At 45.5% G+C, this 9,936-nt stretch carries 10 protein-coding genes and 1 tRNA gene; 7 read left to right on the top strand and 4 right to left on the bottom strand.

Annotated elements, in window-relative coordinates:
* Positions 1-4: 4 nt before the first annotated feature.
* A tRNA-Ser gene (locus WAK81_RS04715) sits at positions 5-95 on the bottom strand.
* 121 nt (positions 96-216) lie between these two features.
* Here WAK81_RS04715 and WAK81_RS04710 point away from each other — a divergent pair.
* Entirely contained in the window at positions 217-2,097 is a 1,881-nt protein-coding gene (locus WAK81_RS04710; RefSeq protein WP_422195890.1) for a potassium transporter Kup, read from the top strand.
* Positions 2,098-2,173: 76 nt separating this feature from the next.
* Here the strand turns inward: WAK81_RS04710 and WAK81_RS04705 are convergent, their stop codons facing one another.
* Positions 2,174-2,827: a hypothetical protein gene (locus WAK81_RS04705; protein WP_422195889.1), complete on the bottom strand. Its 654-nt coding sequence runs from the start codon at positions 2,825-2,827 to the stop codon at positions 2,174-2,176.
* Positions 2,828-3,091: 264 nt separating this feature from the next.
* Here WAK81_RS04705 and WAK81_RS04700 point away from each other — a divergent pair, with 264 nt between their 5' ends.
* A complete protein-coding gene (locus tag WAK81_RS04700; RefSeq protein ID WP_422195888.1) occupies positions 3,092-4,174 on the top strand; it encodes a DNA/RNA non-specific endonuclease in 1,083 nt (360 codons plus the stop codon).
* Positions 4,175-4,253: 79 nt separating this feature from the next.
* Positions 4,254-4,499, top strand: coding sequence for a hypothetical protein (locus WAK81_RS04695; RefSeq protein WP_422195887.1), 246 nt, complete (start codon positions 4,254-4,256; stop codon positions 4,497-4,499).
* A 275-nt stretch (positions 4,500-4,774) separates the two neighbouring features.
* Here WAK81_RS04695 and WAK81_RS04690 read toward each other — a convergent pair whose 3' ends face one another.
* Entirely contained in the window at positions 4,775-5,785 is a 1,011-nt protein-coding gene (locus tag WAK81_RS04690) for an AraC family transcriptional regulator ligand-binding domain-containing protein (protein ID WP_422195886.1), read from the bottom strand.
* A 108-nt stretch (positions 5,786-5,893) separates the two neighbouring features.
* On the opposite strand from WAK81_RS04690, the gene WAK81_RS04685 reads away from it, so the two are divergent.
* A complete protein-coding gene (locus WAK81_RS04685; protein ID WP_422195885.1) occupies positions 5,894-6,550 on the top strand; it encodes a hypothetical protein in 657 nt (218 codons plus the stop codon).
* 287 nt (positions 6,551-6,837) lie between these two features.
* Here WAK81_RS04685 and hisF read toward each other — a convergent pair whose 3' ends face one another.
* Positions 6,838-7,596: an imidazole glycerol phosphate synthase subunit HisF gene (hisF, locus tag WAK81_RS04680; protein WP_422195884.1), complete on the bottom strand. Its 759-nt coding sequence runs from the start codon at positions 7,594-7,596 to the stop codon at positions 6,838-6,840.
* A 113-nt stretch (positions 7,597-7,709) separates the two neighbouring features.
* On the opposite strand from hisF, the gene WAK81_RS04675 reads away from it, so the two are divergent.
* From WAK81_RS04675 to WAK81_RS04665, 3 genes are read left to right on the top strand one after another with little or no spacing between them, the layout of a single operon-like run.
* Positions 7,710-8,657 carry a homoserine kinase gene (locus WAK81_RS04675; protein ID WP_422195883.1) on the top strand — a complete coding sequence of 316 codons (948 nt, stop codon included), beginning with the start codon at positions 7,710-7,712 and terminating at the stop codon, positions 8,655-8,657.
* 27 nt (positions 8,658-8,684) lie between these two features.
* Positions 8,685-9,311, top strand: coding sequence for a DUF1294 domain-containing protein (locus WAK81_RS04670; protein ID WP_422195882.1), 627 nt, complete (start codon positions 8,685-8,687; stop codon positions 9,309-9,311).
* A gap of 20 nt (positions 9,312-9,331) precedes the next feature.
* A complete protein-coding gene (locus tag WAK81_RS04665; RefSeq protein ID WP_422195881.1) occupies positions 9,332-9,727 on the top strand; it encodes a DUF4870 family protein in 396 nt (131 codons plus the stop codon).
* The last annotated feature ends 209 nt before the right edge of the window (positions 9,728-9,936 follow it).

Genomic DNA, 9,936 nt, shown 5'->3' with positions numbered 1-9,936 from the left:
AATTTGGCGGTGAGAGAGGGATTCGAACCCTCGAAACGCTATAAACGTTTACACACTTTCCAGGCGTGCTCCTTCAGCCACTCGGACACCTCACCATAGGCCGAGGATAATAGCGAAAAAAACCAGCTGTGCCAAGCTGAAACAATTGATTTGCAGAAAAACTTTTAATGCGGTGCTATGATTCGCGAAAATGCTTGTTAAAAACGAAGACAATATATGCAAAGCACTGCACAAAAGGCAGCTCTCCCAGTGATTACACTGGCTGCGCTTGGGGTCGTTTTCGGAGATATTGGGACCAGTCCGCTGTATGCACTGCGCCAATGCTTCCTCACCGCACATCTCGCCATTAGCGAAGCTTCTGTACTCGGTATCCTGTCGCTGATTTTTTGGTGCATGATGCTCACCATCAGCTTTAAATATGTCATGGTGATCATGCGTGCCGATAACAACGGCGAAGGCGGAATCATGTCCTTACTGGCCTTGAACCTGCGGACCACACGTATTGCCGATCAAAAGAAAATTTTCCTGATTGCCTTGGGCTTTGTGGGGGCATCGCTATTTTTTGGTGACGGGATTATTACCCCGGCAATTTCCGTACTTTCCGCCATTGAAGGGCTGAGTATTGCGACACCCATTTTCAATCAGTGGCTGGTGCCTTTATCCATCGGGATTCTGGCCGGACTGTTTATGGTACAGCGACATGGCACAGCCACCATGGGCAAATTCTTCGGGCCTTTAACCATGCTCTGGTTCCTGTCTATTGGCAGTTTTGGTTTATGGAGCATTATCCAGACCCCATTTGTGCTCTGGATGGTGAATCCCTATTGGGCGTATCATTTTGTGGTCGACCAGCCTTATGTGGCTTTTCTGACCATGGGCGCAGTGATTCTGACCATGACCGGTGGTGAAGCGATTTACGCCGATATGGGGCATTTTGGCCGTCTGCCGATTCGTCTGGCCTGGTTCATTATCGTCTTGCCATGTTTATTACTGAATTATGCCGGGCAAGGCGCCTTGTTACTGCGTAGTCCTGAAGCCCTGGCGAATCCTTTCTATATGCTGCTACCCGACTGGGCCTTATTTCCGATGATTGGCCTGGCGACTGCGGCGGCGGTGATTGCCTCACAGGCGGTCATTACCGGGGTATTTTCTATGGTCAATCAGGCCATTCAACTGCGCTATTTGCCGCGCTTGTCAGTCAAGCATACCTCGGCCTTGGAGCGCGGCCAGATTTATCTGCCTTTCATTAACTGGATGTTGTTTATCTCGGTGCTGATCCTGATTTTACTGTTTGAAAATAGTGCCAATCTGGCCAGTGCTTATGGCGTTGCGGTGACCATGACCATGCTCTGCGGCACCATTTTGATCTCGATTCTGGCTTATGGCTTCTGGCGTTGGCCGGTCTGGAAAGTAGCTTTATTTGCTGTGCCATTCCTTGCACTGGATTTAGTCTTTGTGGCCTCAACGGCCTTGAAAATCGCTTCGGGTGGCTGGGTGCCGATTCTGATTGGGGCGGTACTCTTTACGATTCTCATGACCTGGAAAGACGGGCGTGCGTTGGTACTGAACCGACTGGAACAGGATGCCTTGCCGATTGATCTGTTTATTAAAAGTATTTCGATGGGGGAAGGTACTAAATTTGTGCCAGGCGATGCCATTTTCCTGACCGGCACACCAAATATTGTTCCGCATGCTATGTTGCATAATATTAAACACAATAAGGTCTTGCATGAACGCAATATCATGCTCACGGTGATTACCCGGGATATTCCTTTTGTTGACAGGCAGGAACGGATTGAACTGGAAAAACTGAGTGAGCATTTTTACCGGGTGTTTATCTATTATGGTTTTAAGGATCAGCCGAATATTCCGGAAGCTTTACAACAGGCCTATGAGCAATGGGATTTTGAATATGACCTGATGCAGATCAGTTTCTTTATTTCACGTGAACGGATTATGCATACTGTGGGTGAGGGCATGACACCGTGGCGGGAAAAGCTGTTTATTTCCATGCAGCGCAATACTAGTCCGGTCAGTGATTTCTATCAGATTCCACCCAACCGTGTGGTTGAGCTGGGCACCCAGATTCAGATGTAAATAAAACAAAACGCATAAAAAAACCAGAGGCACACTCTGGTTTTTTTATGGGAGAAATAAATAAGCAAGCTTCGGATTATTGCTCAAGTTCTACCGCAGCTGGCACTTCAGGTGCAGCATTCAAAGGTTCTTCCATCAGCACTGGCTCTGCATCAGATTGAGCCGCAATTTCAGTTTGTTCATTGCCGACGTCTGCTTCAGTCACAGCCGCTTGTTGTTGTTCTTCAGGCATCGGTTGTTCTGAGGTAGTCACAGCTTGCTGTTGCTCTTCAGGCATCGACGCTACAGCTGCTTGTTGTTCTTCCAGTGCTGGTTGTTGTTGAGGCGTCGTCATAGACGTGCTTGCTTCTACTTCTGATTCAGTGGCTGGCTCAATCAGATTGGCCGGCACCTCTGATTCATTCATGCCTGGTTCTGTGACAGGCGGTTGAGGGGAAACAGTGCCTGAATTTGGTGCCTGAGTCATCGCTGGATCATTGGGCATCGGTGCCTGTGTATTTGGCATGGCTGGCTGTGGAGTTGCTGCACGCGGATCGACCAGACGGATCTGACCAGAGTTCACCAAGCTTTCTAAAGAGGCTTCCTGACCATTCACCTTGGTACTAATTTTAGCTTTAGACAAGCTTTCAAGTGTTTCACCTGGTTGAACCGGTGGCTCGGCAAATGCAGCTACGCTAATCACACTTGTGAATAATCCTAAACCTAATGCTTTAGAGAGTTTGGAATTCATGATTGACACCATTGCTAATAATTGTACGAATTGAGATAGGCCGTTAGCTTTACACACTCATTCCACTGGGCCAAACAAAGCTACGCAAACACCGAGAAACCTCATTTAAAAAGAAATAAAATTAGACAGTTTGTTACAACTACCCGGGGTTTTAGATACTTATTGTTTATTTAGTAAACGAATGGTAGAGCCAAGATATACTTCACTTATACAGCTTGTTAAGCTCGGTCAAAATCTGTATTGATCTAAAAAGTACGTGTAAGAATGGCCAAGAAGCAGCGTAAACCCAAGAACTCTTTTTTTCAGTTTTTAAATGATAATAGTCTTAAAGTCATTCTGGGCGTGGTGGCTTCGAGCAGCTTCGCCATCGCTTTTGGCCAGGAAAAAATCAGTCAGTGGGTGTCACTATCATCTTCCAGCGATTCTGCCTGTCTGAACCAGTTTTATCGGGATGTGCCGCCATATCTGATGAAAGACAGCCTGAAAAAAGACAGCTATTCACTGTGTTTTAATGGCTTTAATGTCGGTTATTCCGGGTTATCCAAAACACCGCTTTGGGTCGCGGAAGCCTTAACACCAGCACGCTTAAGCCAGAAAATTCCCCGTGAAGATAATTTTCATGAAGAAGAGCGGGTCAGTGCGAAGCATCGTGCTACATTGGCGGATTATCGCGGTTCGGGTTATGACCGCGGTCATATGGCACCAAATGCTGACATGCCTAACAAGGCCGCGCAGTCTGACAGTTTTTCATTGGCCAATATGGTGCCGCAAGCACCCAAGAACAATCAGCAGGTTTGGCGTGAGCTGGAAGAGGCCACCCGTGCCATTGTGACCAAGCAGAAACAGGATGTTTATGTGGTGACCGGGCCGGTCTTTGCCGGGAAGAAGCTGAAAACCATTGGCAATGGCGTGATCGTGCCGACCGCGGTCTATAAGGCGGTTTATATGCCGAAAACCGGTGCTATTGGTGCTTACTACGCACCGAATGACAATTCACTCAAAGTGCGTATTGTCAGCGTCTGCTATCTGGAAGAACAGCTTGGAATTAACCTGTTCCCGCAGCTCACCGAAGAACAGAAGCGCAATACCTATAAGCTGCCACTGACCGGAAATGCCGTAAAAGCCAACCAGAAAATCGAATATTCCAACTGGGATGCAGAAAGCCAGTGTGCCGAAGATGTTTCTGAAGAAAACCTGCAGGCACTGAAACGCGAGTTTAAGTCTTCTGGTTCAAGCAGCTCGACCTCCTCTGCGACTGGCGGCGCGATAGACAACGCAACGCAAGATGCCATCGTGAAACAGCTGATTGATGCCTTGTTGCAATATATTTTGCAGCTGTTGAAATAAGCTTGCTGAAAAAACAGGGATTCAGGTAGCATCAACATCACAAGTTCATTGAAAAATAACAAAGACAGGTGAAGAGGATATGTTTAAAGCATTTGAAAATGGCAGCGAATCCCATGCCATTCATGATCTGACTTTGGAAAATGATCTGGACTGTGTCAGCCTGTATGGCAACTTGCAAATCACCAAGGATCAGCAGGGACTTAAGGCTGCCAAAGTATTGCAGGCTTTTATTAATGATGTGGTGCAGCAGCTGGAAAATACACCGGACTTGCCAGAAAAAATTCAGCGTGATGATCTGGATGAAATAGAAAATCCATTTTTATAAAACTTGCATATCTACTTTTCTGCATGTTCCATGTGAAACATGCAGAAAAAGGGTATTTGGAAATCATGGTTTTTTAGACGGCTTTTATTGAAAAGCCTAATTTTTTTCTTCAGCAATATCTCCCAACACCAGCCAGAAAGTGCCAAACAATTCGGCAAGATATTTATCCATTTTTTAAGTCCTTATTTTTATATTTATCATCAGGTCATAGGGGCAAGGGATTTAAATCATCAATGTTGCTTAAAGCCCGTATATCAAACCAACATGCTGGTGGTTTAAGCGGCTGACATATTCTGTTGGCGCCACTGCTGCGGCGTCAGTTGGGTCCATTGCTTAAAGGCACGCTGAAACGCACTCTGTTCAGAATAACCGAGTAACATGGCAGTCTCCTGCAAACTCAAGTGCGGATCTTTCAGATATTGCATGGCCATCATGCAACGGATTTCCTGCATACGTTGCTGATAGGTTTTGCCCTGTTTTTGCAAATGGCGTTGTAACTGACGCACAGAAAAATTCATCTGCTCGGCAATATGCTCGATCTGGAACAGGTTTTTTTGCAGGCCAATCAGAATTGCCTGTTGTAGCTGCTGATCTACCAGAGTGGAGTGCGGGAATTTTTCTAACAATGCTTTGGCCTGTTGCATCAGCAGTTTCTGCAAGGTCTGGTCGCCCTGTTTCAGCGGTCTGGACAGTTCACTGACATGCATCAATACCTGATTTCTGGCTTGAGAAAAGCGGACTTTACAGCCGAAATACTGCTCATAGAGTGCAATATTTTTAGGCATTGCATGCTGGAAATGCACTTCATATAACTGAACCCCGTGCGGGTTCTGAACATTGGCTTTCACGAATTCCGTCATTAGCGCAATCGCGATTTCATCGGTCAATTGGGTATTCAGATGAAACGGAACTTCAACCCAGCCAATCGACAGATAATCGCCTTGCCATTGTAGCTGAAGTGGGCCACCATCATAAATCAGACGATGATAATCATGATAGCGCATGAAGGCTTCACCCAAGGTCTCACTTGAGAGCGCCAGATAGCCAATAATACCGAGGTGTTTAGCTTCAACCAGTTGGGCGATTTCCAAGCCTAAAGCCGGTCGTTGCAGCTGTTGATCAAGCGTTGTTAACAGATCACGCCACAGGGCGAAATCAAAGCGTTCCAGATTTTGAATGGCCAATAATTTCTCAGGGACTTCAAGCTGTTTCAACTGATAATAGTCCAAAAGTAAATGTCCTAAACCACCGTATACTGAACCTACGTAGTTTTTTAGAACCAGCATTTTTAATTCTTTTATTTTGTCGTATTTTGTCAATCATATTGAATATTTTGGTCAATATCTAGTCTTTTATTTAGCCTATATTAAAAATAGACCAAGAGGTAAAAGATTATGTGGAAAGGTTTTCTGGCAGGACTCGTTGTCGCAAATGGATTTGAATGGTTTGCGCATAAATATGTATTACATGGTGTTCATCGGCCGGGACAGAGCCGTTATAGTCCGGTACCTGAGAGTATGCGCTCACACTGGGAGCATCACCGGATTGTGCGAAAAACGGAATTTTCCGATTTCGGCTATGTAGAAGGACTGGACAACTGGCGTACCCGCAATGAAATTGCGTCACTGGCAGTCGTCGCAACCGTTTTTGGACTCAGTTTTTATCCCTTCTCCAAAGGCATGTCACTGGCCGCCCTATATAGTGCAGGCAACTATTATTATTTACATCGCCGGGCTCATCTGGAACCGGAATGGGCCAAAAAGAAATTGCCCTGGCATTATGATCATCATATGAATAGTAATCAGGATGCCAACTGGTGCGTCACCAAGCCCTGGTTTGATTATCTGCTGGGGACTCGGGTGATTTCCTCGGCAGATTTGCAGGAACAGAATTCTTTAGGTCTGAGCTTGCCTGCGCCGATCTCGAAAAGATTGAATAACTGGGTAGAGCAATTTTTCCCGGTTAAATGGGCTGATGCTTCCACTAAAATGACGAAAAATACTGCGAAGAATACGGTAATAAAGCAGTTAAATACGCAGGTTATTAAGTAAAATAGGGCTTTGTCGTGATTTGTCAATAAAATACGACTGTACTGTCAATATTGTCCTGCGGACTTCACTTATATTTGCTCCTGTCGGTGAGCAGAGCCTTATACTGATAATGTTTCTGGGTGTAATGAGTTATTTTGAATACCAAGTGCTGTAGTCTTATCTTGGTTTTATAGGGAGTCGAAAGACTCCTTTTTTTTTGTCCTGTATTTGTCTGGTTGTTTAATCTACGACATAAAAAAAGAGTGTTTATAAAAACACTCTTTAATTAAATCATCATCTAAAACGGCTTAAAGGCGCATTTCAATGCCTTGGGCTGCCATATAGGCTTTTGCTTCCGGAATGGTGTGCTGGCCAAAATGGAAAATTGAAGCTGCCAGTACTGCATCGGCACCACCATGAATAATGCCGTCCGCCAAATGCTGTAAATCACCTACACCGCCAGAAGCAATAGTCGGTACTGTGACGCGGTCATTGATGGCACGCATCAGTGCAATGTCATAACCGGCTTTGGTGCCATCGGCATCCATAGAAGTAATCAGTAACTCACCTGCGCCGAAGTCAGCCATTTTCACAGCCCATTCAATCGCATCAATCCCGGTTTCTTTACGGCCACCGTGGGTGAAAATTTCCCATTTGTGGTCGCCAGTTTTTTTGGCATCAATTGCAACAACGATACACTGTGCGCCAAAGCGTTGAGATGCTTCCTGCACAAACTCAGGATTATAAATCGCAGCCGAGTTGATGCTGACTTTGTCTGCACCGGCATTGAGCAATAGACGGATATCTTCAACTTTACGCACACCGCCACCGACAGTCAGGGGTACAAACACCGATTCAGCCATGCGCTCTACTGTGCGGTAAGTGGTATCGCGTCCATGATGTGTAGCGGTAATATCAAGGAAAGTAATTTCATCGGCACCTTGTTCATTATAACGGCGCGCCACTTCGACCGGGTCACCCGCATCACGAATATCAAGGAACTGGACACCCTTGACCACGCGGCCGTTATCCACGTCCAGACAAGGAATAATACGTTTAGCTAGCATAAATTTTTCCAATTATTACAGCCGATTATGAAACTCACCCACGCAAGCGCTACACCTTGGCAGATGGAAACGGTATTCTAGCAAAATTATGTAAGTTTTTTCGCAGGTTTTCTATGTCGGTTTATACCACTTTGACTTTAAAGGAAGTTCAGGATTTTGCAGCGCCTTATGGTTTAAAGGCGATTGATCTGATTCCCATTCAAGGCGGTATTCAAAATACCAACTACTTTTTAGTCTGCGAAGACCAGCAATATGTGCTGACGGTGTTTGAAGATATGGATGAGCAGGCGGCAGGTGAACTGGTTCCGGTTCTGGAACATCTGGGTCAGGCCGGATTGGCCGTTCCTGTACCTTTGTCGCATTCAGGAAAAGCCATTCACAGCATTAAAGATAAACCGGCACAAATTGCACCGCGCCTGATGGGTGAACATCCGATGCCATCTACCGTCGCACAAGTTGAAGCGATTGCAGTGGCTCAGGCGAAAATGCATGTGGCACTCAAAGACTTTAAACTGCAACGGAATTTCGTGCGTGATCATGCCTATTGGCTGGCAGTGTCTCAAGAGATCAAACCGAGTTTAAGTCCGGCAGATAAAGTCTTGCTCGGTAAATTGTTAGGTTTATATGAGGCGTTGACGGCGGTATATCCGGATCGTCCACGCGGTTTTATTCATTCGGATCTGTTCCGTGACAATACCTTATTTGATGGCGATCAGCTGAATGGCATTCTGGATTTTTATGAGCTAAATAAAGATGAATGGTTGTTTGATATCGCCATTACTTTAAATGACTTCTGTACCGAATATCCTGACGTGGTCTTGAACGAAGAAAAAGCGATTGCCTTTTTAAATGCCTATGAAACGATTCGTCCTTTAACCAGTGATGAACGCGCCTGTCTGGAATTGTATCTGGCTATGGCGGCAGGGCGGTTCTGGATGATGCGCCTGCAGGTGGCACAGCGTAATGCAGCATTAGGCCGGACAGGCGAAGATATTTTGCAAAAAAATCCGGATGAAATGCGTAATATGCTGATTGAACGCTTAAAATTCGTCACCGCTTAAACAATCAGATTAAAAAGGATAGGGGATATGCGCGATCAGGGACGTTTGGTGGAATGGTTTGATGATCAGGGTTATGGTTTTATCCAGCCCAGTGATCCAGCCAAAGAACGCGTATTTCTGCATATCAAGGATTTTGCCAAGCCTGGTCCACGTCCAATCGTGGGCTGTGCGCTGGATTATCTGGTGATTCTGGATGAACGCGGCCGTTATCGTGCGCAACAAGTGATGTACCTGAAAGCAGCACAAGCCAAAAGTCTGCAAGCAAAATTCAAACCGTCCAAGCCACAGCAGACACGTAAATTACAGCCAATGCAGATTGCCTGTGTGCTCTATATTCTTTTACTGGTGGCTTTGACCTTGGGTGGTTTATTGAGTGGATTGGTGTTGTTGCTGGTCAGCCTGATGAATGCGCTCAGCTACTGGCTTTATGCGCAAGATAAGGAAGCAGCGCAACTTGGCAATCGCCGTATTCCGGAAAATACTCTGCATCTGGTGGCCTTCTTAGGCGGCTGGCCGGCAGCCTGGCTGGCACAGCAGAAATTACGGCATAAAACACAAAAACAACCTTTCCGGCAGATATATTTTTGTACCATAGCCTTTAACATCATTTTGATTATATGGCTGATTTCCCCATTGAATAGTTTAAATATCTAGGGGAAGTGCTAGGAGGGGATGTGAACTATTCCATTGATAAAGACTCAAACCGCACACTGACTTTTGCACTGTACATTTTATATATTGTAGCCATTTTTAGTGCTGGCCTGCTGGCTCTCGTGGCGTTGATCATTAACTATGTGAAACGGCGCGATGTGCGCGGTTCCATCTTTGAAAGTCATTTTACCTGGCAGATCCGCAGTTTCTGGTGGTATCTGTTCTGGAATATCGTCGCCTTTATTCCATTTTTCTTTTTGTTCTTTACCGGCGAAGATCCTAACCTGTTTGCAGGGGTCGCATTTGGTGCATCCGCTTTCTGTTTAGTGGTGGTGGTTTTGGCCTGGATCTGGATTGTGTATCGGGCGATTCGCGGGATCATACGCTTAAATGACAATAGACCGATGTATAGCAAATAATTTTAGTCATATTTTCTTAGAGAAAAAAATCCCCCTTTTTTTAAGCATAGGTATCTACACATCTTTAGGTACTTAATGCAACTGTTGCGATTTCATTCAGTTCATCTATTGAATATTCCGAGAGCAGTTGAAGAGTGTTCAGTAAAATCGAAAGTCCTGCCAATATTGCAGGTGCACTTTCCAACTTACCTCTCTTCTGCTGTCGGCCT

Source organism: Acinetobacter sp., from assembly GCF_049284435.1.
In the GTDB taxonomy this organism is placed as follows: domain Bacteria; phylum Pseudomonadota; class Gammaproteobacteria; order Pseudomonadales; family Moraxellaceae; genus Acinetobacter.
This window is presented reverse-complemented; position numbering and strand designations above follow the sequence as displayed.

Coding starts and splice junctions, on each gene's coding strand:
- WAK81_RS04710 (WP_422195890.1), top strand. CDS start 217: ATGCAAAGCACTGCACAAAAGGCAGCTCTCCCAGTGATTACACTGGCT.
- WAK81_RS04705 (WP_422195889.1), bottom strand. CDS start 2,827: ATGAATTCCAAACTCTCTAAAGCATTAGGTTTAGGATTATTCACAAGT.
- WAK81_RS04700 (WP_422195888.1), top strand. CDS start 3,092: ATGGCCAAGAAGCAGCGTAAACCCAAGAACTCTTTTTTTCAGTTTTTA.
- WAK81_RS04695 (WP_422195887.1), top strand. CDS start 4,254: ATGTTTAAAGCATTTGAAAATGGCAGCGAATCCCATGCCATTCATGAT.
- WAK81_RS04690 (WP_422195886.1), bottom strand. CDS start 5,785: ATGCTGGTTCTAAAAAACTACGTAGGTTCAGTATACGGTGGTTTAGGA.
- WAK81_RS04685 (WP_422195885.1), top strand. CDS start 5,894: ATGTGGAAAGGTTTTCTGGCAGGACTCGTTGTCGCAAATGGATTTGAA.
- hisF (WP_422195884.1), bottom strand. CDS start 7,596: ATGCTAGCTAAACGTATTATTCCTTGTCTGGACGTGGATAACGGCCGC.
- WAK81_RS04675 (WP_422195883.1), top strand. CDS start 7,710: ATGTCGGTTTATACCACTTTGACTTTAAAGGAAGTTCAGGATTTTGCA.
- WAK81_RS04670 (WP_422195882.1), top strand. CDS start 8,685: ATGCGCGATCAGGGACGTTTGGTGGAATGGTTTGATGATCAGGGTTAT.